Annotated in this window: 25 protein-coding genes; 11 read left to right on the top strand and 14 right to left on the bottom strand. The window is 50.1% G+C overall.

Annotated elements, in window-relative coordinates:
• The first annotated feature begins 105 nt into the window (after positions 1–105).
• The 4 genes from leuS (at position 106) to PPL9_RS13830 (ending at position 4,803) form a co-directional block, all read left to right on the top strand.
• On the top strand, positions 106–2,718 hold the full coding sequence (gene leuS, locus PPL9_RS13845) for a leucine--tRNA ligase (RefSeq protein WP_057463225.1): 2,613 nt from the start codon (positions 106–108) through the stop codon (positions 2,716–2,718).
• Positions 2,705–3,316 (top strand): LPS assembly lipoprotein LptE, encoded by a 612-nt coding sequence (lptE, locus tag PPL9_RS13840; protein ID WP_057463224.1) that lies wholly within the window; start codon positions 2,705–2,707, stop codon positions 3,314–3,316. The genes leuS and lptE overlap by 14 nt, the downstream gene beginning before the upstream one ends.
• Positions 3,317–3,323: 7 nt before the next feature.
• On the top strand, positions 3,324–4,364 hold the full coding sequence (holA, locus tag PPL9_RS13835; protein WP_057463223.1) for a DNA polymerase III subunit delta: 1,041 nt from the start codon (positions 3,324–3,326) through the stop codon (positions 4,362–4,364).
• A 187-nt stretch (positions 4,365–4,551) separates the two neighbouring features.
• Positions 4,552–4,803, top strand: a complete 252-nt coding sequence (locus PPL9_RS13830) for a hypothetical protein (protein WP_208989361.1) — start codon at positions 4,552–4,554, stop codon at positions 4,801–4,803.
• A 98-nt stretch (positions 4,804–4,901) separates the two neighbouring features.
• Here the strand turns inward: PPL9_RS13830 and PPL9_RS13825 are convergent, their stop codons facing one another.
• The 5 genes from PPL9_RS13825 to mnmE form a co-directional block, all read right to left on the bottom strand.
• A complete protein-coding gene (locus PPL9_RS13825) occupies positions 4,902–5,801 on the bottom strand; it encodes a ParB/RepB/Spo0J family partition protein (RefSeq protein WP_057463221.1) in 900 nt (299 codons plus the stop codon).
• Positions 5,802–5,908: 107 nt separating this feature from the next.
• On the bottom strand, positions 5,909–6,736 hold the full coding sequence (locus PPL9_RS13820; protein WP_057463220.1) for a ParA family protein: 828 nt from the start codon (positions 6,734–6,736) through the stop codon (positions 5,909–5,911).
• An 11-nt stretch (positions 6,737–6,747) separates the two neighbouring features.
• Positions 6,748–7,413: a 16S rRNA (guanine(527)-N(7))-methyltransferase RsmG gene (gene rsmG / locus PPL9_RS13815; RefSeq protein WP_342633493.1), complete on the bottom strand. Its 666-nt coding sequence runs from the start codon at positions 7,411–7,413 to the stop codon at positions 6,748–6,750.
• 1 nt (position 7,414) lies between these two features.
• Positions 7,415–9,298 carry a tRNA uridine-5-carboxymethylaminomethyl(34) synthesis enzyme MnmG gene (mnmG, locus tag PPL9_RS13810; protein WP_057463219.1) on the bottom strand — a complete coding sequence of 628 codons (1,884 nt, stop codon included), beginning with the start codon at positions 9,296–9,298 and terminating at the stop codon, positions 7,415–7,417.
• A gap of 286 nt (positions 9,299–9,584) precedes the next feature.
• Positions 9,585–10,934: a tRNA uridine-5-carboxymethylaminomethyl(34) synthesis GTPase MnmE gene (mnmE, locus tag PPL9_RS13805; protein WP_057463218.1), complete on the bottom strand. Its 1,350-nt coding sequence runs from the start codon at positions 10,932–10,934 to the stop codon at positions 9,585–9,587.
• Between the two features lie 95 nt (positions 10,935–11,029).
• On the opposite strand from mnmE, the gene PPL9_RS13800 reads away from it, so the two are divergent.
• Positions 11,030–13,036: a thioredoxin domain-containing protein gene (locus PPL9_RS13800; RefSeq protein WP_057463217.1), complete on the top strand. Its 2,007-nt coding sequence runs from the start codon at positions 11,030–11,032 to the stop codon at positions 13,034–13,036.
• Between the two features lie 135 nt (positions 13,037–13,171).
• Here the strand turns inward: PPL9_RS13800 and PPL9_RS13795 are convergent, their stop codons facing one another.
• From PPL9_RS13795 to hemE, 7 genes are all read right to left on the bottom strand, one after another.
• Complete coding sequence (locus PPL9_RS13795) at positions 13,172–13,762, bottom strand: GNAT family N-acetyltransferase (RefSeq protein WP_057463216.1); 591 nt, start codon at positions 13,760–13,762, stop codon at positions 13,172–13,174.
• Entirely contained in the window at positions 13,755–14,345 is a 591-nt protein-coding gene (locus tag PPL9_RS13790; RefSeq protein WP_057463215.1) for a GNAT family N-acetyltransferase, read from the bottom strand. The genes PPL9_RS13795 and PPL9_RS13790 overlap by 8 nt, the downstream gene beginning before the upstream one ends.
• Before the next feature lie 13 nt (positions 14,346–14,358).
• Complete coding sequence (locus PPL9_RS13785; protein ID WP_208989360.1) at positions 14,359–14,922, bottom strand: GNAT family N-acetyltransferase; 564 nt, start codon at positions 14,920–14,922, stop codon at positions 14,359–14,361.
• Entirely contained in the window at positions 14,915–15,505 is a 591-nt protein-coding gene (locus tag PPL9_RS13780) for a GNAT family N-acetyltransferase (RefSeq protein ID WP_057463214.1), read from the bottom strand. Before PPL9_RS13780 ends, PPL9_RS13785 begins: the two co-directional genes overlap by 8 nt.
• 125 nt (positions 15,506–15,630) lie before the next feature.
• Positions 15,631–16,896, bottom strand: coding sequence for a transcription termination factor Rho (gene rho, locus PPL9_RS13775; RefSeq protein WP_057463213.1), 1,266 nt, complete (start codon positions 16,894–16,896; stop codon positions 15,631–15,633).
• A gap of 267 nt (positions 16,897–17,163) precedes the next feature.
• Positions 17,164–17,592, bottom strand: coding sequence for a protoporphyrinogen oxidase HemJ (hemJ, locus tag PPL9_RS13770; RefSeq protein WP_057463212.1), 429 nt, complete (start codon positions 17,590–17,592; stop codon positions 17,164–17,166).
• A 32-nt stretch (positions 17,593–17,624) separates the two neighbouring features.
• Positions 17,625–18,653 carry a uroporphyrinogen decarboxylase gene (gene hemE / locus PPL9_RS13765; protein WP_057463211.1) on the bottom strand — a complete coding sequence of 343 codons (1,029 nt, stop codon included), beginning with the start codon at positions 18,651–18,653 and terminating at the stop codon, positions 17,625–17,627.
• Between the two features lie 427 nt (positions 18,654–19,080).
• On the opposite strand from hemE, the gene PPL9_RS13760 reads away from it, so the two are divergent.
• The 5 genes from PPL9_RS13760 to dnaQ all read left to right on the top strand — a co-directional run bounded on the left by PPL9_RS13760 (position 19,081) and on the right by dnaQ (position 22,727).
• Positions 19,081–19,929: a pyruvate, water dikinase regulatory protein gene (locus PPL9_RS13760; RefSeq protein WP_082596851.1), complete on the top strand. Its 849-nt coding sequence runs from the start codon at positions 19,081–19,083 to the stop codon at positions 19,927–19,929.
• A gap of 61 nt (positions 19,930–19,990) precedes the next feature.
• Positions 19,991–20,587, top strand: coding sequence for a Maf family protein (locus PPL9_RS13755; protein ID WP_057463210.1), 597 nt, complete (start codon positions 19,991–19,993; stop codon positions 20,585–20,587).
• Positions 20,584–21,417, top strand: a complete 834-nt coding sequence (locus PPL9_RS13750; protein ID WP_057463209.1) for a shikimate dehydrogenase — start codon at positions 20,584–20,586, stop codon at positions 21,415–21,417. The genes PPL9_RS13755 and PPL9_RS13750 overlap by 4 nt, the downstream gene beginning before the upstream one ends.
• Positions 21,418–22,017, top strand: coding sequence for a dephospho-CoA kinase (gene coaE, locus PPL9_RS13745; protein WP_057463208.1), 600 nt, complete (start codon positions 21,418–21,420; stop codon positions 22,015–22,017).
• A gap of 2 nt (positions 22,018–22,019) precedes the next feature.
• Positions 22,020–22,727, top strand: a complete 708-nt coding sequence (gene dnaQ, locus PPL9_RS13740) for a DNA polymerase III subunit epsilon (protein ID WP_057463207.1) — start codon at positions 22,020–22,022, stop codon at positions 22,725–22,727.
• Between the two features lie 48 nt (positions 22,728–22,775).
• Here the strand turns inward: dnaQ and PPL9_RS13735 are convergent, their stop codons facing one another.
• A complete protein-coding gene (locus PPL9_RS13735; protein WP_057463206.1) occupies positions 22,776–23,762 on the bottom strand; it encodes a D-glycerate dehydrogenase in 987 nt (328 codons plus the stop codon).
• Between the two features lie 249 nt (positions 23,763–24,011).
• On the opposite strand from PPL9_RS13735, the gene PPL9_RS13730 reads away from it, so the two are divergent.
• On the top strand, positions 24,012–24,560 hold the full coding sequence (locus PPL9_RS13730) for an SH3 domain-containing protein (protein WP_057463205.1): 549 nt from the start codon (positions 24,012–24,014) through the stop codon (positions 24,558–24,560).
• A gap of 97 nt (positions 24,561–24,657) precedes the next feature.
• Here the strand turns inward: PPL9_RS13730 and fabI are convergent, their stop codons facing one another.
• On the bottom strand, positions 24,658–25,485 hold the full coding sequence (gene fabI / locus PPL9_RS13725) for an enoyl-ACP reductase FabI (protein WP_057463204.1): 828 nt from the start codon (positions 25,483–25,485) through the stop codon (positions 24,658–24,660).
• Between the last annotated feature and the right edge of the window lie 47 nt (positions 25,486–25,532).

Below are 25,532 nucleotides of genomic sequence, written 5' to 3'. Positions count from 1 at the left end.
GTTTTTCCTCTGTCTACCGCTTGACCAAGCTGGCAATTTCTGGTGACAGTCCGAGCAAACCTAATTTGCTTGATCAGGGCAAAAATCAAACACACGGCGGAATAAATGGCTACGGATAGGTATAATGCACGCGCAACGGAAGCGCGCTGGCAAAAAGTATGGGACGAAAAGAACGTCTTCGAGACGGACAACGATGATCCGCGCGAAAAATACTACGTACTAGAGATGTTCCCTTACCCATCCGGTCGTCTACACATGGGGCACGTGCGCAACTACTCCATGGGTGACGTGGTTGCACGCTTTAAGCGCGCACGCGGCTACAACGTTTTGCACCCGATGGGTTGGGATGCATTCGGCATGCCTGCGGAAAACGCGGCAGCTGAAAAGAAGGTTCACCCAAAGGGTTGGACCTACGACAACATTGCAGCAATGCGCGGCCAGCTGAAAACAATCGGCCTGTCGTTTGACTGGAGCCGTGAATTCGCAACTTGCGATGAAAGTTATTACGCACAGCAGCAGGCGCTGTTCCTGGACTTCTTGGAAGCTGGCTTGGTTTACCGCAAAAACGCGAAGGTAAACTGGGATCCGGTCGATATGACCGTTCTGGCAAACGAACAGGTGATCGACGGCAAAGGCTGGCGCTCTGGCGCAGAAGTTGAGCAGAAAGACCTGACCCAGTGGTTCTTCAAGATCTCTGATCATTCCGAAGAGCTGTTGGAAGCAATCGACACTCTGACCGAATGGCCTGAAAAAGTTCGTCTCATGCAGAAGAACTGGATCGGCAAATCGGTTGGTCTGAAGGTCAATTTCGAGTTCACCGAAACCGCTCCAACCGGTGATGAGACTCTGGAAATCTTCACGACCCGTCCAGACACGCTGTACGGCGCGTCCTTCATGGGCCTGTCACCAGATCATCCGATCACGCAGAAACTGGCTGAAGACAACGCAGAACTGCAGGAGTTCATTGCTGAATGTCGCCGTATCGGCACGACAGCTGAAGCAATTGAAACCGCAGAAAAGCTTGGCTTCGACACTGGCCTGCGCGTCAAACACCCGCTGAACCCATCCTGGGAACTGCCAGTCTACGTGGCAAACTTTATCCTGATGGACTACGGCACAGGCGCGATCTTCGCATGTCCTGCACACGACCAGCGCGATCTGGACTTCGCTCACAAGTACAAGCTGCCAGTCAAAGCAGTTGTGCTGCCAGAAGGTGAAGATCCGGCCACATTCGACGTTGGCACCGAAGCTTACACCGGCGAAGGCTCCATCTTTAATTCCGAGTTCATGGACGGCATGTCCATCGAGGATGCGAAGAATGCTGTTTCTGACAAGCTGGAAGCGCAAAAAGCCAAAGGTAAGCAACAGGCGCACCGCGAGACCAACTATCGTCTGCGCGACTGGGGTATCTCCCGTCAGCGCTACTGGGGTTGTCCGATCCCTGTCATCCACTGTGATGATTGTGGTGTTCAGCCAGCGCCAAAAGAAAGCCTGCCAATCGTTCTGCCGGAAGATGTCACTTTCGACCGTCCGGGCAACCCGCTGGATCGTCATCCAACATGGCGCAACGTGAAATGCCCATGCTGTGGCAAGGATGCTCAGCGTGAAACCGATACCATGGACACCTTCGTGGATTCCTCCTGGTACTTCGCACGCTTCACTGATCCGAAGAACAGCAATCCGACCGATCCAAAGGTTGCTTCTGAGTGGCTGCCGGTTGATCAGTACATCGGTGGCATCGAGCACGCGATCCTGCACCTGCTCTACTCCCGCTTCTTTGCACGCGCCATGCAGATCACCAAACATCTGGATGTGAAAGAGCCATTCAAAGGCCTCTTCACACAGGGTATGGTGAACCATGAGACCTACAAAGACCCTGATGGGAAATGGGTAACACCAGCTGAGATCAACATCATCAGCACCGAAGGCGACAGAAAAGCGGTTCACGCAGAAACCGGCGCTCCAGTCACCATTGGTTCCATCGAGAAGATGTCCAAGTCGAAGAAGAACGTTGTTGACCCAACCGACATCATCGACACCTACGGCGCTGATACAGCGCGTCTCTTCGTTCTGTCTGACAGCCCGCCAGAGCGTGACATCATCTGGACAGAAGACGGTGTCATCGGTGCATGGCGTCACGTACAGCGCGTATGGCGTATCATTGGTGAAGTCTCAGAAAAGACCGAAGCCAACATCGCAAAGCCTGCTGAGTTCAGTGATGAAGCAACAGCCCTGCGCCGTGCTTCTCATAAAACTCTGGCTGCCATCACAAAAGACTTTGATGGCCTTGGCTTCAACCGTGCTGTTGCCCGTCTTTATGAGTTCACCAACGCGATCAGCAAGGCGCTTCAATCAGACCTGTCCAAACCGGACATGGCGTATGCTCTGCGCGAAGCAACTGGCTTCCTCCTGCAGCTCATGGAACCAATCACGCCTCATCTTTCTGAGGAATGCTGGTCCATGCTCGGCAATGAAGGACTGGTATCCACATCAAACTGGCCAGTTGTCCAAGAGGATCTGCTGGTAGAAAACACCATTACGCTTCCGATTCAAATCAATGGGAAGAAAAAAGGTGAGCTTTCTGTAGCAAGAGACTCTTCCAAAGAGCAGGTAGAAGAAGCTACTCTGGCACATGAGGCTGTTCAGAAAGCTCTGGATGGCAAGGCCCCACGTAAAATCATCGTGGTACCTCAGAGGATTGTAAATGTCGTTGTTTGATCGCCCTGCTAAATCAGGTCGCCCTTCCCGCCGGGTTCTACTCGGCGGGGCAACAATTGTTGCGGGTGCCCTTCTTCTTTCTGGCTGCCAGTTCCGTCCGCTCTATGGCGTTAGCCCAACGCTGTTAGGCGATGGCTCGGAGCAGACTCAGACCGTCCAGGCTCAAATGGCGGCAATTTCCATGAAGTTCCCAAGCTATGGGGATTCAGGGTCTATCAAGCGCATCAATCAGGTCCTGCGCAATCAGCTGATTTTCGCATTCACACGTGGTGGTGATGCTCTGCCGCCAAAGTATCGTTTGGAAATCCTGACAGACAAGCGCCGTGCTGAAGTGGGCGTTGAGCAGCTGGCCGACGTGCCAACCGCTTACAACATCACCGTCAACACCAGCTTCGTTCTGGCAGATATCCAGACAGATCGTACGCTCTACACTGGCCGCTCCTTTGCCTCTGCATCCTTTGACTTTTCCAGTCAGCGCTTTGCAAACCTGAGAGCAGAACGAGATGCAGAAGACCGTGCTACCAAGGTTGTCGCTGCTGACATCAACACCCGCATAGCAAGCTTCTTTGCAACACATCCTGTAGAGCCTGTAGAATAGGACCACTATGGTAGCCCTCAAAGCTGCTGAAATTGACCGGTACATCGCCAACCCGCCAGACTCCGTAAACCTCATTCTTGTTTATGGGCCAGACACCGGGTTGGTGAATGAGCGAGCGCAAGCACTGATCTCCAAAGCAGCCTCCGAGAATGATGACCCATTCTCCCAAGTCAAACTGGACGCTGCTGACATCGCTGCAGACCCGAGCAGATTGATCGATGAGGCCCTGACTATTCCCCTCTTTGGTGGCCGTCGCACAATCTGGGTCCGCGAAAACGGCACCAAGAGCGTGCTGCCAGCCGTCGAACCGCTCCTCAAAAACAACGACTTTTCTGCCTTCATCGTGATTGAAGCCGGAGACCTGAAGAAGACAGCAGGCCTGCGCAAAAAGATCGAAGCCAGCAAAACCGCGGTTGCCATCCCCTGCTTTGCAGACACAGCACGCGATGTAGATCGTCTGATTGATGAAGAAACCCAGTCAGCAAACCTGCAAATCAGCAAAGAAGCCCGCATGGCGCTTCACACTTTGCTCGGCGCTGACCGCATTGCTAGCCGCGGAGAACTCAAGAAGCTGTGCCTCTACGCGATGAATGACAATCGCATTGAGGTCCATCATGTCGAAGAGATCATTGGTGATGCTTCAGCATTCGCCATGGATGAACTAATCGATGCTGCAGCTTTGGGTGACACGATCACATTGGACCACGGCCTGGAGCGCCTCTCAGCCTCAGGGACGGACGTTGGCGTGATAGCCTCTCAAGCCCTCAGACACTTCCAGATGCTTCACCTGTGCCGCTTAAAAGCCAATCAACGCATTGCTGTAGAAGATGTTATTGGCGGCGTCCGCCCTCCGATCTTCTGGAAGCGTCGCTCGAAGATTGTCAGTCAGGTTGAGATCTGGAATGAAGACTTTCTGGAACGCGCTCTGACCCGTCTCAACGATGCTGTCAAAGAGGCCCGCTTCAACGCCAATCTCTCAACTGCAATTGTGTCTCATACCCTTTTGGCAATTGCTCAGGTAGCTAAAGCCTCAAACAGACGACGATAAACACGCGGAAGGTGGGTCGCCACCTTCCTCACAAACAACAACAATATTCGCACAAAGCGAAATCACAGGCACTCCTATGTCTCACTCACTCATCCATTGGATCAGGCTGAAGTTCGCTCAACATGAACTTTGGGCAATCAACTTCGCGCTCCTTCGCCCCCAATTGTCGCTTTTTGGAGCAGCATCATTGTGGGCCTGGATTTTCCCGCCATTGCTCAGCTTTGGTGTCTTAATCGGCTACCTCGTGCAGAACTACTCGGTACTGGGATCAGTCATAAATCTGATCATAGGCCTGCCCGTGCTGATCCTCTTAGCTTATTGGGTTTTCCGTTGGTACTTCATTTGCCTGGGCTTGATGTTCGGCCGTCGCAATATGGCTGAGAAGAAGAGAGCAGAAGTCAGTGCACGCATTGAAAAACTGCTTCCAGTCGTAGGCTAAGTCTGCTGGTCAAAAAAATCATTTCTTCTCCGAATCTAAAAAGGCCGCGCCTCAGTTAAGAGACGCGGCCTTTTCTAAAATTCCGATAGCAGAAACAATCAGTTCTGAATGCCCAACAAGCGACAGACTTCGTCCAGTTGCTCTACATTCTTGTACTTGATCTTAAGCTCACCAGTGCCTTTATCAGTCTTGTGAGCAATAGCCACCTTAAGACCCAGACCATCGGCCAGACGCTTCTCTAAAGCGCGTGTATCCGCATCCTTTTCAGGCTTCGGAGCAGCTTCTTTCTTCTGGAACAAGTCAGGGTTCTGAGCCAGGCGCTCTGCATCACGAACGGTAAGCCCCTTCTCCACGATCAGCTCAGCCAAAGCCGCAGGATCTTCTGCAGTGATCAATGCACGTGCATGACCAGCAGTGAGAAGCCCTTCTGCAAGATAGTCCTTCACTGAGTTCGGCAGTTTCAGCAAACGCAGTGTGTTGGCCACATGGCTCCGGCTCTTACCGATAACCTTGGAGAGCTCAACCTGGCTGTAAGAAAACTCTTCGATCAGCTGATCATAACCCAACGCTTCTTCGATAGGATTCAGGTCTGCACGCTGAACATTCTCGATGATCGCAAGTTCCAGCGCTTCCTGGTCAGTCACCTCACGGATGACAACAGGTGCATCATGCAAACCAGCTTTTTGAGCTGCACGCCAACGACGCTCACCAGCAATGATCTCGAAATGACCTGGCTTATTCGGACGAGGACGCACCAGAATTGGCTGCACAATCCCCTTCTGACGAACGGATTCGGTCAGGTTATTCAGATCATCTTCTACAAATGATTTGCGTGGGTTACGTGGGTTCGGCTGAAGGTACTCAATCGGCACCTTCCGCACATCACGGTTACGTTCAGGAGTGGAGACAGCTGGCTCTGAGTTTACGTCACCCAACAGCGTTGCAAGGCCGCGCCCTAGTCGCTTATTGGTACGCCCTGCTTCCTCAGTTTTCGCCATTTCAATTCCACCTATCTACATTCTAGGAGCTCGGGAGTCAGCAGCCCCTTCCCGCACGCTCTGCGGGTCAAATAACAAATCTCTTTAAAGTAGAAGCGGCAGCCAGATCAGGCAGCCGCCATCCGCATGTCACGCTCTCGCTGAATAATTTCGGAAGCGAGTCGTAAATAAGCCTGCGAACCGGAACACTTCAAATCATAAAGCAAAGCAGGCTTGCCATAAGATGGAGCCTCGGAAACACGTACGTTCCGTGGAATCACAGTCTCATAGACTGCATCACCCATCGTCTCACGCACATCCTGTACAACCTGACTGGAGAGATTGTTACGGCTGTCATACATGGTCAACACAATGCCATGGATGCTCAGCTCTGAATTGAGAGACTGCTTCACCTGCTCAACGGTGCTAAGCAGCTGGCTTAGACCTTCCAGAGCAAAAAACTCGCACTGCAACGGTACAAGAATGCTGTGAGATGCCGATAAGGCATTGATAGTCAAGAGGTTTAACGACGGCGGACAGTCCACTAGAATATATGAATACCCTTGTGCCCTACCCATCTCAGCTGCCTGCGCCATACCTGAAATTGCATTCCGTAATCGGAATGTCCGGTCAGGTGCAGAAGAAATCTCCAACTCAACACCCAGCAAATCCATCGTTGATGGAGCAATCCATAAACGCGGAACAGCGGTTTCCAGAACAGTTTGCTCTAGCGTCGAATCTCCGCTCAAAACATCATAGGTAGAATATTCACGATCAACGCGCTCAATCCCTAACCCCGTCGACGCATTGCCTTGCGGATCCAGGTCAATAATCAGGACGCGTTCGCCAATTGCGGCAAGCGCTGTGCCAAGATTAATGGCTGTTGTCGTCTTGCCTACGCCACCCTTCTGGTTGGCGATAGTCAATACACGTGGAGATTGCGGCAGTAAGCTCATCCGACAGCACCCTAGTTAGCGGTTTTCGGGTCAATTTTAGATAGAACCAAAACGCGACTTAGCGGATCTACTAGACTTACTTTTTCTACCAGATCAATTGACCAATCGGCAGATGCTTCTTCAATTTCGCGGCGAAAATCTTGACCTTTGTGGAAAACAGCAGTCGCGCCACGCTGTACAAATTGCGAAGAAAACCCGCAGAGAACCTGTAAAGAAGCTAGTGCACGCGCCGAAACACCCTCAATCGGAGCCTGCCAGTCTTTCGTAACGGCTTCGATTCTACCCGCATGAACTTTGACGTTACAGCCAGTCTCGCGTGCCACAGTTCGAAGGAAAGCTGCTTTGCGCTGGTTGCTCTCAACCATATGCACAATGCCTTCTCCCCCTTCCTGCCTCAGCAACATTGCAGTCACCAATCCAGGGAAACCTGCACCGCTTCCGAAATCAATCCAGGAACGTGCATCAGGCAAACTACGCTGAATCTGAATAGAATCGGCCACATGCCGCATCCAGATATCATTCATCGTAGATGGTGCAATCAGATTCTGTGCAGGTTGCCACTTGAGAACGAGGTCCACGTAGATACTTAGACGCTCAAACGTTTCACGTGAAACATCCTCATACATACGCATGACAGGTGTAATCTGGCTGTAATCAGCCCTTTTTTCGAATGACATACTAAACAGCACCAGCAATGTTTTTGCCTGAGCGGCGAATATACGCAAGCAGCAAAGTCAGCGCCGCTGGGGTAATCCCATCCATGCGCGATGCTTGCCCGATGGTTGAAGGACGCAAAGCTTCAAGCTTCTGACGCACCTCGTTGGAAAGTCCGGTCAGTGAGGTATAGTCAATCCGCTCAGGAATAACCAAGTCCTCATCCCGTTTCAAAGCGGCGATATCAGCGGCCTGACGTTCCAGATAGACGGCATACATCGCATCTATAGAAACCTGTTCGGCACATTTGATATCGACATCTTTCATCTCATCAAAGATCTCAATGAGGTCTTCAAGAGTGATATTTGGATAGGCCAACAAATCAAAGACAGAGCGCTTCACACCATCCTGATTGATCGGCAAACCATGCTTACGCCCCTCGTTGGGTGTAATTTTGACGGACTGCATCAAATCCTTGGTTTTCCGCAGTTTTTCCATCTTCGTTTCGAAAGCGACTCGACGCGTATCACCAATACATCCCCACTCAAGACCAAGTGGTGTGAGGCGCTGGTCCGCATTGTCTGCACGTAGTGTGAGACGATACTCAGCGCGGGATGTGAACATGCGATACGGCTCAGAAACTCCGCGTGTGATGAGATCATCCACCATCACACCAATGTACCCGTCAGCACGTCCGACAGTCACTGCAGCGCCGTCTTGAGACGTTCTGGCAGCATTCAAGCCCGCCAACAGACCTTGGGCTCCAGCCTCTTCATAACCGGTCGTACCGTTAATCTGACCCGCGAGGTAAAGGCCCTTCTGCTTCTTCACCTCAAGCGTGTTTGTCAGTTCAGTCGGATCGATGTGATCGTACTCAATCGCATAAGCCGGTTTGAAGTACTCAACCTTCTCCAAACCCGGAATCGTGCGCAGAAACTGGATCTGAACATCCTCAGGAAGCGAGGTTGAAATACCATTGGGATAGACCGTTGGATCATCCAATCCTTCTGGCTCAAGGAAGATCTGATGACCATCACGATCACCAAAGCGAACAATCTTGTCTTCAATAGACGGACAGTACCGAGGACCCCTGCCCTGGATCTCGCCCGAATACATCGCTGACCGCTTGATGTTGTCGCGAATAATCTGATGCGTCTCTGGGGTCGTGCGTGTGATGTAACACGGCACCTGACGGATCTGGATTTTGTCGGTCAGTGTTGAAAATGGAATAGGCTCTTCATCACCTGGCTGCTGCTGAAGGATATCCCAATTGATCGTTCGCCCATCCAGACGTGCCGGAGTACCTGTCTTCAAACGACCAAGACGCAGACCAATCTCTTCCAGAGATACAGACAAACCAAGCGCTGGCGCTTCACCATCACGACCCGCAGGAATTTGCTTATCGCCGATATGGATCAGACCACGCAGGAACGTGCCGGTCGTGATCACAACCGCCTTGGCCGAAACCCGACGACCATCACCAAGCACGACGCCTTTGAGGATATCACCCTCACGGATCAGCGTGTCAGCTTCGCCTTCCACCACATCGAGATTATCAATCGCTTTAATCTCAGCCTGCATCGCTTCGCGATAGAGCTTGCGGTCAGCCTGAGAGCGCGGCCCTTGCACAGCTGGCCCTTTGCGACGATTGAGCATACGGAATTGAATACCGGAAGCATCAGCCACCCGGCCCATCAATCCATCCAGCGCATCGATTTCTCGAACCAGATGCCCCTTCCCCAAACCGCCAATAGCTGGGTTACACGACATCACACCAATGGTGTCAAAGCGATGAGTTATAAGCGCTGTATGGGCGCCCATGCGCGCAGCTGCAGCCGCGGCTTCACAGCCTGCATGGCCGCCGCCAATCACGACAACGTCAAACTCAAGATCAAAATTATCAGACATTTCGGTCCTGCATTTCGCCCATCTAAAAACAGAGAAAGGACAAGCCACACTCTCTGCGAGCCTCTGGACCATATGAAGGCCGCAGATAAAACTTGGGGGAACTAGAAGGGCAACTACCTATTTTCTTGAAGACTTGATACAACAGGTCACGCGCTGGGTCAAAGAAAACAGCGCAGTGAGTCGCCAATGCCGCAGCTTTAGTTATCCACGTGACTCACCAGTTTTTCCCCACTGACTCACGATTCCCAATAAATGTTTCACGTGAAACATGGCACTTCTACATCTTTTATTTACCAACGCAGAAGTCGCGGAAGATGACATCAAGCAAATCTTCAACGTCGATTCGACCTGTGATACGCCCCAGCTGATCAGCTGCTCGTCTCAAATCTTCACCTCTCAATTCAATCGGAAAGCCCTCCGCTTGAATACCGTGGTTCAGATCTTCCACACATTGGGTCAGATGAGAACGATGGCGTTCACGAGTGATAAGCGGGTTTTCGATCAATCCGATATTTCGTTCCGCAAACGACTCGAGGCTTGATAGCAGCGCGTTCATACCGCCCTCTTCACGAACGGAGACATTGATCTCTTCTGTCGTTTCGAAGGAGTCATGATCAGCATCAGAACCCAAATCACTCTTAGTATTGAGACGCCAGATCTCTGCACCATTCTTCAGCAAGCTCTCCGGCAACTCCTCAGCAGTCACATTCGGCGCATGTGTCCAGAGAATGAGATCAGCTTTTTCAGCATGAACGAGAGCACGGCGAATGCCCTCTTTCTCGATCATGCCAGCACTCTCACGAATGCCCGCTGTGTCAATCAGCGTGACCGGATAACCACCAAGGTCCAGATGCACCTCAAGCACATCGCGGGTCGTTCCAGCTTCAGGCGTCACAATCGCCACATCACGCTGAGCCAGTTTATTCATCAAGCTGGACTTACCCGCATTCGGAGGACCAAGCAGAACAACCTGCAGACCAGAGCGCAAACGCTCCCCTCTCCGCGCATCAGAAAGGTGGGCGACAATCTGGTTACGAAGCTTCGCCAACTCCACCCAGATTTCGTCAGCCACAGAATCTGGAATGTCATCTTCATCGGAGAAGTCGAGCTCAGCCTCAATCATCGCACGGCTGCGGATCAGTGTTTCGCGCCACTGCGAATAGAGGTCACCAAGCGCCCCATCCATCTGACGCTGAGCCTGCCGACGCTGCGCATCGGTCTCTGCATCAATGAGATCAGCAAGACCCTCAACCTCAGTCAGGTCGAGTTTGTTGTTGTGAAATGCCCGACGTGTGAACTCACCCTGCTCAGCCGGTCGTGTCTTTTCAAAGGTGGAAAGCGCACGCAGCACCGCTGCAACAACAGCACGGCCACCATGACAATGCAGCTCAACAGTGTCCTCGCCAGTAAAGCTTCCCGGGCCTTCGAACCACAAAATCAGCGCATGATCCAAAACAGAACCATCTACAGGGTCCCATAATTTCTTAAGGCATGATTCACGTGAAACGGGGAATTTACCCTTAATCAGCTTTCTCAGGATTGGCCCGGACTGTGGACCTGATAAACGGATAACAGCAACGCCTGAAGGAAGTGCGCCGCTAGAAACTGCGTAGATGGTTTCCTGTTGTGTATTCATTCCACGTCCGGTTCTTTAACTGTATGATCTCGTATGAACTGCGTTAAACCTAGCCTTTACGCCAAGCAATACCTTGAACTCAGGATCATCTCTTTATGAGCAGAAATCGCTTAACGAACGCTTCAAGCCCTTACCTTCTTCAACACCAAAATAACCCTGTCCACTGGTGGGAATGGAGCAAGGAAGCACTGGAAGAAGCGCAAAAAACAAACAAGCCAATTCTGCTGTCTGTTGGCTACTCCGCCTGCCATTGGTGCCACGTCATGGCCCATGAAAGTTTTGAGGATGAAGCAACAGCCGCTCTCATGAATGAGCATTTCGTCAACATCAAGGTAGACCGCGAAGAGCGTCCTGACATTGACCAGATCTATATGCAGGCACTCCATATGCTTGGTCAACAGGGTGGCTGGCCGCTGACCATGTTCCTCACGCCAGAGGGTGATCCATTCTGGGGTGGTACTTATTTCCCGAATGAAGCACGACACGGCTCTCCTGCCTTCAAGGATATTCTGACCGCAATTTCACAAAGTTTCATTGCTGACCGCGACACTATCGAAGAGAACCGACAAGCCATCAGCCAGGCTCTCAACAAGCCGCCATCAGAGGCCTCCCCTCTTTCTGGCTTCCTGATCACTGCTGCCGGCAAGCAACTCTTCAACATGCAAGATGAAGAGGAAGGCGGCATGAAGGGTGCACCAAAATTCCCTCAGGCCTCCGTTCAGGAGCTCATTTTCAGAACTGCCAAGGCGCAAAAAAACACCTTCATGCGTGAGCAGTTTTTGAAAACCACACGAGCAATTTCACAAGGTGGTATCTACGATCATGTGGGAGGTGGCCTGGCTCGTTACGCAGTCGACTCTATTTGGCTAGTCCCTCATTTCGAAAAGATGCTCTACGACAACGCGCAGTTTATCGAACACCTGTGCTGGGCTTATCAGGAAACGGGTGATGAACTGTTTCACATCCGAATCCAGGAAGTCGTCGATTGGGTTGAGCGCGACATGAAACTTCCTGAAGGTGGCTTTGCATCTTCCATGGATGCAGACAGTGAAGGTGTCGAAGGCAAGTTTTATGTCTGGACCTATGATGAGTTGAAGAGCCTCATCCCAGCAAAACACTTCGAGCTGTTCTCTAATGTCTACGACGTCACCCCGGATGGAAACTGGGAAGGCAACATCATCCTCAACCGACGTCACTCCCCTGCTCTTCTGGAAGCTGCTGAAGAAGAAGCTCTGGCAACCTGCAAAGCAATCCTGCTGGATCACAGAAGCAAACGCATTCCGCCTCACAAAGACGACAAAGTGCTGGCCGACTGGAACAGCATGCTCATCTGTGCGCTGGTGAAAGCAAGTGCTCTTACCTCACATGAAACTATGCGCATTTCCGCTAAGGCCGCTTTCGCCTTCATCACAGAGCATATGTTTATTGATGGAAAGCTCAGCCACTCCTGGCGTCAGGGCCAACGACTGGAAGTTGGTTTTGCCGCTGACTATGCATGGGCCGCTAGAGCAGCTCTTGCCTTGTACAGATCGGAACCGAATCCATCCGAAAAGCAGAGCTACCTGCAACAGGCAGAAGAGTTCCTGAATATTCTGAAAGAGCGCTTTACCCATTCCAACGGTGCGTTCTACATGACAGATAAGGACGCCGACGATCTCATCCTCCGCCCCTACCACGCCTATGATGAAGCAACACCAAACTACAACGCCGTGGCAGCTTTTGCCTTCTCAGAACATTGGATCCTGACAGGTGACGCATCTTCTCGTGATGTCGCCGATGGAACCTTGAATGCATTTGCAGCGGATGTTCCAAACAACATCTTCGGCACAGCATCACTGCTTACAGCACTTGATGCACGTACCCGATTCAAGAAAGCGCTTGTGGTTCTGGGAACTGGTTCGGACGCGAATCCAATAATGCAGGCTCTACATTCTCAAGCTGATCCTACCCTCTATGTTGATGTTATTCCTGCTGGTGAAGCTAAGCCGATGGAGTTGGAAAACTCATCCTGGAACACGGACGAAACCACTGTCTTCATCTGCTCCGAAAAAGGATGCTCTCTGCCAGCGACAACACTTGAACAGGTGAAAGAGCAGATCTGATCCGCAAATAAATTAAACGCTGACTCACAGTTTCACGTGAGTCAGCGCTCATAAATATACTTTTGAAAACATGGGTGATTCACGTGAAACATCACAGAATTCACAGATCACCCATACACGAGCATTCAATTACGTTCAGCTCTTAGATACGCTTTCAAAACGATCCTTCGTCAATCGGTAAAGCACATGACGCACCAACGGGTGGTCATCCTCCAACATTTGATGATTAAAATCATCAGCTGGGTTCCTCGTCATACCCAGCCGTTGCATCAGCTTTTGTGAACGCAAGTTTGTCTCCGTCGTGAAGCTGACGATCTCATCAACCTCAAGAGTTTCGAAACCGAATCCAAGCCAGATACGAGCTGCTTCCTGCGCTATCCCCTTCCCCCATGCATCTGGGATAAGCCGCCAGCCAATCTCCACACACGGATCAAACGGAAGTGGTTTTGGATAGGTCGGAATGTTCAAACCACAAAAACCAAGAAACCTTCCAGAAGCCCGATCCTCAACAACCGGACACGCAAAACCCAGATCAGCCTGCTTAGCCATCATACGCTCAAGCATATGGGCACTCTCATCGCGAGACATCACATCTGGGAAAAACTCCATGACGCGCGGATCTGAGTTCATCTCATCCATACCGTCCAGATCCCGCTCTTCCCACTTCCGCAACACGAGACGCTCGGTCTCAATACGTGGGCACTTATCAATTAATGTCTCAACCATTTTTCCGTTCCAAATATTTCTCTTTAGAAAGGCGGTACAAAACATGCCGCCTCAATGGATGCCCCTCTTCAATCAAAGGGTGATCAAAGTCTGCCGAAGCATCCCTCACCATTCCCAGCCTCTGCATAACTTTCTCAGAACGCTGATTGATAGCAGAAGTGAAACTTACAATCTCGTCCAAACGAAGAGTTTCGAATCCGAATCTAAGCCAGATCCGCGAGGCTTCCTGAGCAATCCCCCTCCCCCATGCACCGGGTATAAAACGCCATCCGATCTCCACACACGGGTCGAAGGGCAGCGGTTCTGGGTAGGTCGGTACACCGAGCCCACAAAACCCTAAGAACCTCCCTGACGCCCGTTCCTCAACAACTGGAGTACCAAACCCATACTTTACCTGCTTCGCCATGAGCCGCTCAAACATCCGCTCACTGTCCTGCCGGGACATCACCGCCGGAAAGAATTCCATCACCTGTGGGTCTGCATTCATCTGAACAAGCCCCTCCAAATCCCGCTCTTCCCATCTCCGCAACACGAGCCGCTCAGTCTCAATACGCGGACATTTGTCGATGACGTCTTCAATCATAGCCCTGCCCCAATTACCGTTGTCGCGTCATTTTATAGAGCACTTGGCGTTTAAGCCTGTGCCCATCCTCAAGCATGGGATGCGCAAACTCTTCAACACGAACCATACCAAGACGCTGCATTACCTTCTCGGAGCGAGAGTTTTGCACGGGTGTAAAGCTGACAATCTCATTGAGCTTAAGAGTTTCGAGTCCGAATCCAAGCCACATTTGTGCGGATTCAGTAGCAAAGCCCTTTCCCCACTCACTGTGTAAGAGCCGCCAGCCTATCTCAACGCAGGGACCAAATGAAAGATGATCCTGATATCCCGGAACCTTCAGCCCACAATATCCAAGAAACCGCCCACTCCGTTTTTTAGCGATAACCGAATAGCAAAAACCTTCCCGCTGCTGCGCCTCCATGTAACGCACCAACATCTTCTCACTCTCAGCACGAGACAGGACCGATGGATAGAACTCCATCACCCGCGGATCAGCATTCATTTCCGCAAGACCATCCAGATCAGCAAGCTCCCACTTCCGCAGCACCAATCGCTCAGTCTCAATACGCGAACACCGATCAATCGCGATATCAACCATTAGCTTGCTCAACGAACTGAGCTGCAGAGAGCCTGTACAAAACATGCCGGCACAAAGGATGGTCAACCAAAACATTCGGAAAATCAAAGTCCTCAGCAGGATCATGTGTCATGCCAAGCTTCTCCATCACCCTCCGGGACTTGTGATTTTGGACAACTGTGATGGCAACAATTTCATCAAGCTGAAGCGTTTTGAATCCGAATCCAAGCCAGAACCTGGCCGCTTCAACAGCAATGCCCTTTCCCCATGTCTCAGGGGTAAGCCGCCAACCAATCTCAATACAGGGCTCACATGGCAAAGGCCCACTGTACGCAGGAACGTTGAGCCCACAAAAACCGAGAAAGGCACCAGTCTCTTTGTCTTCCACCACAGGAAAACAGAAACCATGCTTTTCTTCCTGCCTCATCATAATATCAAGAAACTGCCGCGCTTCATCTGGCGTATTCAGAGATCGGAAAAACTCCATCACTCTCGGGTCACCATTCATGCGAATGACACCATCCAGATCACGCTCTTCCCACCGACGAAGAACAAGCCTTTCGGTTTCAACACGCGGGCATTTATCCAGCAGCACCTCTTCCATATTCCCCTCCCCTCATTTCGTAATCGAATCCAACTATCAAAAGCGTCAAAAATTGGCTTAAAAAATAAAAAAGCCCCGCTCACCGAATTGGCGAGCGGGGCCGAAAAATTCGGTAGGCAGTAAACCTAGGTATTCATAGAGTCGAAGAAGTCATCATTGGACTTGGTCTGACGCAGCTTGTCGAGCAGGAACTCAACAGCATCAACAGTACCCATCTGGCTGAGAATACGGCGCAGAACGAAAGTCTTCTTGAGCTTATCAGCAGGAACAAGAAGTTCTTCCTTACGAGTACCAGAGCGTTGAATATCAACTGCTGGGAAGACGCGCTTATCAGAGATCTTACGATCAAGGATGATTTCGGAGTTACCAGTACCCTTGAATTCTTCGAAGATAACTTCATCCATACGGCTGCCAGTATCAATCAGCGCCGTTGCGATGATGGTCAAAGAACCACCCTCTTCAATGTTACGCGCAGCACCGAAGAAGCGCTTAGGGCGCTGCAGGGCGTTCGCATCAACACCACCGGTCAGAACCTTACCGGAGGAAGGAACAACGGTGTTGTAAGCACGGCCAAGGCGAGTAATGGAATCCAGAAGGATAACAACGTCACGACCATGTTCGGTCAAACGCTTTGCCTTCTCAATAACCATCTCAGCAACCTGAACGTGACGAGTAGCTGGCTCATCAAAGGTTGAAGATACAACTTCACCATCAACTGTACGTTGCATGTCCGTTACTTCTTCCGGACGTTCATCGATCAACAGAACGATGAGGTAACATTCAGGATGATTGGTGGTAATAGATTTCGCAATATTCTGAAGGAATACTGTTTTACCTGTCCGAGGAGGCGCAGTGATCAAAGCACGCTGGCCTTTGCCGAGCGGAGCTACAAGATCAATAATGCGAGAAGAAATATCCTTGGAGGTTGAATTCTCGATTTCAAGATTGAAGCGCTCATCTGGATAAAGCGGTGTCAGGTTATCAAAGTGAACCTTATGTCTCGCTTTTTCAGGGTCTTCAAAGTTGATTTTGTTGACTTTTAGAAGGGCGAAATAGCGCTCACCTTCTTTAGGACTACGGATCTGGCCTTCAACAGTATCACCGGTGCGCAGAGAAAAGCGACGGATCTGTGAAGGTGAAACGTAAATATCGTCTGGGCCTGGCAAGTAGTTCGCATCAGGAGAGCGGAGGAATCCAAATCCATCTTGGAGGACCTCTACGACACCTTCGCCGATGATCTCAATATCTTGCTCTGCAAGTCTCTTCAAAATCGCAAACATAAGTTCCTGTTTGCGCATGGTGCTTGCATTTTCAACGTCATGTTCCTCAGCAAAAGCAAGGAGTTCAGTTGCGCTCTTAGTTTTCAGGTCTCTGAGTTTCATTTCCCGCATCAATAGGGATCGTCTTTACTATGGGTTCTGGACTTGATTTAGCTTTAGAAGGATCAAGAACTTTCGAACACAAAACGTTAGGGGGGAATAGCAGCTCATCTAGATACGATATTTATCGACCTTCGAAAATCGCTAGGAGATCAGCGATCACATAAGCTACATCGTGAAGTTGCGGGGACAATAACTAATCGAATTGAATTCGGCAAGTGCTTATTGCCCACTAATTCTCCTAATTTTCCAATATTAAAATTCGAATGTTCGGATCACCTAGGGTTTAAAGATCACCAGGAACACAATTGCAACCATTAATAGTGTCGGTAGTTCATTAATAATTCTAAAGTAGCGCTCACTATTCTTATTTTGATCCTGCGCAAACTTGGTGACATGACGTGAAAGCATCACGTGATATATCGTCATCAGTATAACCAGTGAAAACTTCAGCATAAACCAAAGATCAAAATAAGCATCAAGCAGATAAACCAACCACAAGCCAAAAATCCAGGTGGCCATCATGGATGGAGCCATAATCGCCTTAAGCAATCGGCGCTCCATGATCTTGAAGGTCTCGCTCTTATCAGAACCGATTTCAGCGTTCGTGTGATAAACGAAAAGGCGCGGCAAGTAGAACAATCCCGCCATCCAGGCAATCACAGAGATTATGTGGAGGGACTTCGCCCAGGAATATGCATCATCCATGATCCGCGCCTTATCTAATTCGCAGTGTCTGCTTACAGGCCTTTAACCCGCTTCACCATCTCAGCAACATGTTCTGGCGGAGTTTGCGGAACAACGCCATGACCAAGGTTAAAGATGTGCGGACCATTACCCAAAACTTCGAGAGCGTGATCTATTCCAGTTTCCAGCGCACGTCCACCAGCAACAAGGCGCATTGGATCCATATTGCCCTGTACAGGAACAATTTTCTGAATTTCCTGCGCAACTTCTGCCGGAACGGTCCAATCCAACCCGACTGCATCGACACCAGTGGCTTCAACATAGCGCTTCAAGCGAGCAGCTGATGCTTTCGGGAAGCCAATGATCTTTGCATTAGGTCGCTGTGCTTTGACGCCATCAACGATCTTACGTGTTGGGCCAACGGACCACTGCTCAAAACCGATGTCATCCAGAACACCTGCCCATGTGTCAAAGATCTGCAGCGCATCTGCGCCACCATCAAACTGAGCCACAAGGTACGTGATGGAAGCTTCAACCAACTGGTCAATGAAAGCAGTCAGAAGCTCAGGATCCTGATAGGAGCCGATACGAGCGGCAAACTGGTCCTGGGTGGTATGACCAGCCACAGAATAGCAAGCAACCGTCCACGGGGCTCCGCAGAAGCCCAGAAGGGTGGTTTCAGTCGGCAACTCCGCTCTCAAACGCTCGACTGTGGCAATAACAGGAGCCAAATGCTCCATCGTCCTAGCTTGATCAAGCTTATCAACGAGTTCTGTCGAAAGTGGTTCGAGAACTGGTCCTCGACCCTCCTCAAAATTTACAGGGTAGCCAAGCGCATCTGGAACAACGAAGATGTCAGAAAATAGGATGGCAGCATCAAAGCCATACCGGCGAATGGGTTGGAGAGTAACTTCTGTTGCAAGATCGGTATTGTAGCAGAAGTCGAGAAAATTCGGTGCTTGAGCTCGTACAGCTCTGTACTCAGGCAAATACCGTCCTGCCTGGCGCATCATCCAGATTGGTGGGCGCTCTAGTTTCTCGCCTGCCAAAACGCGCATTACCGCTCTTTCATGAGATTCCATAAATCGCCTCTTTTTCCCAAGCCTGCTTAAAAAGAATCTTCTTATTTGGAAGTTTCTATTTCTATTAGTGAGTGAATAGCAGGGATCAATTTAATTCCACAATTCCTAACTGAGAAAACCCTAATAGGAAAAGTCACAGATCAAAAACAAGCAAGACTCTCAACAGGAGTCGAAAACAAATTGTTTTTTCTAAAGATTCAATAGGTTACAATCTGGAAAATAACCACAGATCACAGTTTATCCCGTATGCTGTGCTGTGAATCTTTTGCGTGGGCAATGTGCAATCCCGTTTATCCAAGTCGTTTCGAAATCAGTATTCTCAAAATATGGAATTGTTGACGGATTAGGGTCAGCGGGCATTAATTTGAAAGCACAGTGAGATTTGGCTAGTTTTTCCAAGTCTCTTAGGAATGTTGAGGATGATACCTTGGGTAACCACTCTAACTACTTCCATTTACACATGGTTTCGGACTCAACGGGCGAAACTTTGATGACAATTGTGCGTGCTGCGACCGCGCAATATGAGAATATTCAGCCCATCGAGCATGTTTACCCGCTGATCCGGCATGACAAGCAGTTGAGTAGAGTCCTGGAAGAGATTGAATCTGCACCAGGAATTGTTCTCTACACCCTTGTGGAACAATCCTATGCCCGCCGTCTGGAGCGTAAATGTCAGGATTTAGGGCTGCCATGCGTTAATGTTCTCAAGCCCGTCTATCAGGTCTTCCATAGCTATCTGAACGTCACAGAAACGTGGCGTGTGGGCGGACAGCACGTGATGGATGAGGAATACTTCCAGCGCATGGAAGCGATGAACTACACCATGTTGCATGATGACGGCCAAATCGCAGGGGCTTTGGACGAAGCAGACGTTATTCTCGTCGGCATTAGCCGAACCTCTAAGACACCAACCTCTATCTATCTGGCAAATAGAGGTATTAAGGCGGCTAACATCCCACTCATTCCCAATATGCGCCCTCCCCGTCAGCTCCTGAAAGCCAAAAGACCTCTCGTGGTTGGTCTGATGGCCACGGCCGAACGTATTCGGGATATCCGCCAGAACCGCATATTGTCGCTGGATGCCAAAACAGACAACGACACCTACGTTGATCGCAAATCAATTGCTCAGGAGATTGCGATGTCGAAACGGTTGTGTGCTGAAAATGGCTGGCCGCTCATCGATGTAACGCGCCGTTCAATCGAAGAAACGGCAGCTGAGATCATGGATTTGCTCCGAAAACATAAAAATGAGCAAAAAGAGACAGAAGAATATTGAGAAGCATCGCGCTTTATCCCAATAAACAGCACAAGAAATCCTCAGATTGAGAAAGCAGAGTATGACTCGACTGATTTTAGCGAGCGGAAGTAAAATTCGCGCGACTCTCTTAGAAAACGCAGGCTTAATTTTTGATCGTATTCCAGCAAACGTTGATGAACGACAGATAGAAGAGCCATTGCTTTCCACTGGTGTGGACCCAGAAGTGATTGCAGCTAAATTATCCGTTGCGAAAGCGAAAGAAGTTTCCGCCCGAAATCATGGTGCTTACGTCGTTGGCGCTGATCAGATCCTGGCATTCGAAGGAAAGCGTCTCGTTAAGCCAGAAGATCTGAACGCAGCCCGCAAGCAACTCATGAGCTTTTCCGGCAAAAGCCACGCGCTTCATTCTGCGGCATGTGTTGTTAAAGACGGTGAAGTTGTCTGGGAAGGTATTTCGACGGCAATTCTGAATGTACGTGAACTATCAGAGGATTTTCTGGATTGGTACATTGAGCGAACCGGATCCGAAATTCTCTCCAGCGTCGGTGCATATCAACTGGAAGCTGAAGGCGTGCAGCTCTTTGATAAGATTGAGGGTGATTACTTTACAGTGTTGGGCCTGCCTCTCCTGAGCCTCCTCTCTTTCTTGCGCGAGATTGAGGTTTTGAAAAAATGAGGAACGCAGCTGTCACAGGACATCCGATTGGCCATTCAAAATCCCCTCTGATACATGGCTATTGGCTCAAACAGCACGGCATAGAAGGCAGCTACATTGCACAGGATGTGCCTCCTGAGACTGCCGAAAGCTTTTACAGCACACTGGCCTTGCATGGATTTGTTGGTTGTAACGTGACAATACCCAACAAAGAGCACGCGTATAAATCTGCTGAGAAGTTGGATGATGCAGCCAAATTGATTGGAGCTGTGAATACGCTTTGGTTGGATGATGAAGGTGTCTTGAATGGCTCAAACACCGACGGCCTTGGCTTTCTGGGAAATCTCGACCAGATGCTGTCAAACTGGGATAACAACGGGAATAAAGCCGTTGTTCTGGGGGCTGGCGGCGCCTCCCGGGCGATTATTTGGGCGTTGCTGTCCAGAGGATACACAGAAGTGTATATCGCCAACAGAACACTAGAAAAAGCGCAGAAACTTGCAGATCATTTTGGCCCAAATACCATCGCAATTGAATGGGATAGTCTGGGGGAAAAGCTTGGAGAAGCGGATTTTCTGGTCAACACGACCTCTCTTGGTATGTCTGGACAACCAGAATTAAACATTGATCTTGATAACCTGTCGAAATCAGCAGTTGTGACGGATATAGTTTACTCTCCGTTACAAACCAAACTGCTTCGTGATGCTGCTCAGCGTGGCAATTCGACGATTGATGGTCTGGGAATGCTACTTCACCAAGCTGTACCGGGTTTTGAAAAATGGTTTGGAGTTCGTCCGGAAGTCACCGACGAGCTTCGTGAGATGATCCTGAGAGAAATGGGACTTACCTGAATGGTTATTCTCGGTCTGACTGGCTCGATTGGAATGGGGAAATCAACCACCTCAAAGCTCTTTGCAGAGGCTGGAGCCGCTGTTTATGATGCAGATGCTGCGGTCCATGCACTTTACACTGGCAAAGCTGTTGAACCTGTTGGCAGCGCCTTTCCCGGCACTGCTAAAGATGGTCGGATTGACCGCGAAGCCCTCGGTAAAATCGTCCTCCACGACAAAGCAAAGATGATGCTTCTGGAAAGCCTCATCCACCCGCTCGTTCAGGAAGTTGAAACTGAGTTTCTACATCAAGCAAAACTAGATCGTCGTAAGGTCGTTGTTCTCGACGTCCCTCTCCTCTTCGAGGTCGGCAAACACAAGGCCGTTGATGCAGTCGTCGTGGTTTCTGCACCATATGATGTGCAGCGTCAGCGTGTTCTTGAAAGACCAGGCATGACAGAAGAGAAATTTGAGGCTATCTACGCAAAACAGTTAAACGACGCAGAAAAACGCAAAAAAGCGCATTTTATTGTCGACACTGGCCGAGGCGTAGAGCCGGCCCGTCGTGCAGTGGGTGCCATTATGCGCGCTGTGTCTTCTATCGCTTCTAGAACGGTGTAATTATGCGCGAAATCTCCTTCGATACTGAAACCACAGGCCTGAATCCGCTTGATGGGGATAGGCTGGTTGAAATCGGCGGAGTGGAACTCATAAATTTCATTCCAACGGGCCGCACCTGCCATCTTTACGTCAACCCGCAACGAGATATGCCAGAAGAAGCGTTCCGCATTCACGGCCTCTCTGCTGAGTTCCTCTCCGATAAACCGCTGTTTGTCGATGTAGCTGACGAATTTCTTGATTTTGTTGGAGATTCACGCCTGGTTATTCACAACGCTCCATTCGATATGGGCTTCATCAATATGGAGCTTGGACGTTGTAATAAACCGAAAATCCCAAATACGCAGGTGCTGGATACTCTAAAGCTCGCCCGCAGAAAGTTCCCGACCGGATCGGTGTCTCTGGATGCTTTGTGTTCGCGCTACGGCGTGGATAACACAAAGCGCGTATACCACGGCGCGTTGCTCGATGCGGAACTGCTGGCTGAAGTTTATCTGGAGATGAACGGCGGTAAGCAGAAAAATCTTGGTCTGATGCCAGACGATGAAGCGATCGATCTGGATAAACTCAATGATGAGCCCAAAAAGCGCGTCGCAGCCAAACAACGCCCAAACCCTCTCTCCCCTTCCCTGTCAGAGGAAGAAATTGAGGCACACGCCAAGTTCCTTGCTGGAATGAAATCTGACCCTGCCTGGAACAAGTATCTGAAGTAGGTTCCAAATAAAAAGCGCTCCAGATTTCTGAAGCGCTTCAAACTGTTATCAGAGCATAGATGGCAAAACGCGATCCGGTGGACGATGTCCGTCCATAAAGGCTTTGATATTGATGATGACCTTCTCACCCATATCAATACGCCCTTCGATTGTTGCCGAGCCCATGTGAGGCAACACAACCACCTTGTCGGATGCCACCAGCTTCGGGTTGATCGCAGGCTCGTGCTCAAACACGTCCAGCGCCGCCCCTGCAAGTTCACCTGACTCAATCTGACGGATCAGCGCGTTTTCATCCACGATCTCACCGCGAGCGGTGTTCACGATGTACGCATCAGGCTTCATCAACTTCAAACGGCGTGCGGAAAGCAAGTGGTAGGTACCCGGTGTATGCGGACAATGGATGGAGACGACATCCATGCGCGCAAGCATCTGATCCAGGCTCTCCCAGAAAGTAGCCTCCAGCTGCTCTTCAAGCTCCAGAGGCTCGCGAATTCGATTGTGGTAATGGATAGACATACCAAACGCTTTTGCGCGTCTGGCGACCGCCTGACCGATCCTGCCCATGCCGATGATACCGAGACGTTTGCCCCAGATACGGCGACCAAGCATCCAGGTTGGAGACCAGCCGTCCCATTCCTTGTTCTCAATCTTCTTCATGCCTTCAGAAAGACGACGCGGAACGGCAAGAATAAGCGCCATGGTCATGTCTGCGGTGTCTTCGGTCATCACACCAGCAGTATTGGTAACTGCAATACCGCGATTGTTGGCAGAGATAACGTCGATATTGTCGACGCCGTTACCAAAGTTGGCAATCATTTTCAGATTAGGGCCAGCCTGAGCTAAAACCGAAGCGTCAATGCGGTCTGTAACAGTGGGGACAAGAACATCAGCAATTTTGACGGCTTCCACAAGCTCTGCCTGTGTGAACGGCTTATCTTGCTCATTCAGCCGTGTGTCGAAAAGCTCGCGCATGCGTGTTTCAACAACATCCGGCAGTTTCCGCGTCACAACCACAATAGGCTTCTTTTTTGGCATCGTCCCCGCCTTCTGTCAAAAATTCGAAGTTTTTTAACCCTGCCCTAATCACCATATGAGTCAATGACTCAAAGGTCTTACAGGCTGTCAAAGTTTCATTACCAAATGTTCCGGTGAAAACAAGACTTGTCAAACACGTCTACATCTAATAGCAGCCACTATCGGAAATCGCGAGATCTAAGGTATGATACTTGTGTCTCGATTTTAGTGAAAATTACGGATTAGCCTACGGGAAGTTTTGGTATCACTATGAGAAATAAAAGCTTTCGTACTCTTAGTGCCCTTGCAGCTACTTTTCTATTATTCCTTTTTGTTTCCCCATTCGTAATCACCGCTCAGGCCCAGTCTGCAGGTTCTGGTGTATCTGGTCTTCCAGTTCCGCGTTTTGTCAGTCTTAAATCTGATAGAGTGAACGTTCGCAAAGGTCCAAGCAGAAACCACGACATTGGTTGGACTTTCGTTCGCAGCAGGCTGCCGGTTGAAGTCATTCAGGAATATGACGACTGGCGCCGCATTCGCGATTGGGAAGGCAAAGACGGTTGGGTTTTCAAAACCTTGCTGACTGGCTACCGCTCTGCACTGGTGACGCCTTGGCTGGAAAATACCGTTGAAACCACCCCTCTTCGTAAGCGGCCTGGCCCGAATGAAGAAATCATCGCGTTTCTTGAGCCTTTGGTTCTTGCTGGTGTTGTCGAATGCACGGATGGTTACTGCCGCGTTTCCGGCAAAGATTTTGAAGGTTGGATTGATCAGAGCAGATTGTTTGGTGTTTATAAAAACGAGACAATCAATAATTGATCTCAGTTCCAACAACAGTTTAACGAAAAGCCTCTGAGGAAACTTGGAGGCTTTTTGCTATTCACCTGAACAATTCACCTGAACAATCAAAAGGAATCTAGACAGTTTCCTTTTCTCGCATCAGCTTGTCGGCGGTCTTCAACTCTTTCATGCGTGGCATGGAAACGATGTTGTAACCAGAATCCACAAAGTGAACCTCACCAGTCACTCCGCCAGATAACTCTGAGAGAAGATAAAGACCAGAACCACCAAGCTGTTCGGTTGTAACAGTCTGCTTCAGCGGAGAGTTTGCCTGCTGGAAGTTGAACATCAAACGAGCGTCAGAGATACCTGCGCCAGCCAGCGTGCGAACCGGTCCTGCAGATATAGCATTCACGCGAATGCCCTGCTCTCCAAAGTCCATAGCCAGATAGCGCACAGATGCTTCCAGTGCAGCCTTGGCAACGCCCATGACGTTATAGTTTGGCATCACGCTGGTCGCGCCCCCATACGTCAGAGTCAGAATGGAACCGCCGTTCGGCATCAAGTCAGCCGCTCGCTTTGCAATCTCTGTGAAGGAGAAACAGGAGATCTGCATGGTGCGGGCAAAATTATCACGGGAAGTGTCTGCATAACGGCCACGCAGTTCAGACTTGTCTGAAAACGCGATCGCGTGCACGAGGAAATCAATGCTCCCCCATTTTTCTTGGAGCTGAGCGAAAACCTTGTCCACGCTATCAATGTCTTCCACATCACATGGAAGAAGCATATCGCATCCAACACTGTCTGCCAGTGGTTTTACGCGTCGGGCGAAGGCGTCACCTTGATAGGTAAACGCCATTTCTGCACCCTGTTCTGCAAGAGTTTTGGCTATGCTCCAGGCAATGCTGTGGTCATTGGCAACGCCCATAATCAGACCACGCTTGCCTTGCATAAGCTTGCTCATAGAAAACTCCTTTAATCAAAAGTTAAAGGAGCTGAGCAAGCTCAGAA

Source organism: Pseudovibrio sp. POLY-S9, assembly GCF_001431305.1.
Lineage (GTDB): Bacteria > Pseudomonadota > Alphaproteobacteria > Rhizobiales > Stappiaceae > Pseudovibrio.
Note: the sequence above shows the minus strand (reverse complement) of the source record. Positions and strands in the feature narration are given on the sequence as shown.